General features: G+C 65.7%; 1 protein-coding gene. It reads left to right on the forward strand.

Going from position 1 to position 318, the window contains the following annotated elements:
• Nucleotides 1-318: AMP-binding protein (locus NKF06_RS20890; RefSeq protein WP_253246491.1), on the forward strand; the 318-nt coding region annotated here is incomplete at both ends.

Here is a 318-nt window from a genome sequence, read left to right on the forward strand (position 1 = left end):
TCGACCGGCACGTCGAAAACGGGGACAAGAACCGCGTCGCCATCAAGTGGGAGGGTGAACACGGCGAGACGCGAACCTACACCTATCAGGACCTGTATCGCGAGGTAAACGAGTTCGCGGCGGCGCTGCGTGACCTCGGCGTCGAGGAAGACGACGTGGTCACGCTCTACATGCCGATGATTCCCGAACTGCCCATCGCCATGCTGGCCTGCGCCCGCATCGGCGCGCCGCACTCGGTCGTCTTCGGCGGCTTCTCCGCCGACGCGCTGGCGACGCGGATGAACTCCGCGGACTCCCGATTCCTCGTCACCTGCGACG

The sequence above is a fragment of the Haloferax sp. AB510 genome (assembly GCF_024136985.1).
Classification (GTDB): Archaea; Halobacteriota; Halobacteria; order Halobacteriales; family Haloferacaceae; genus Haloferax.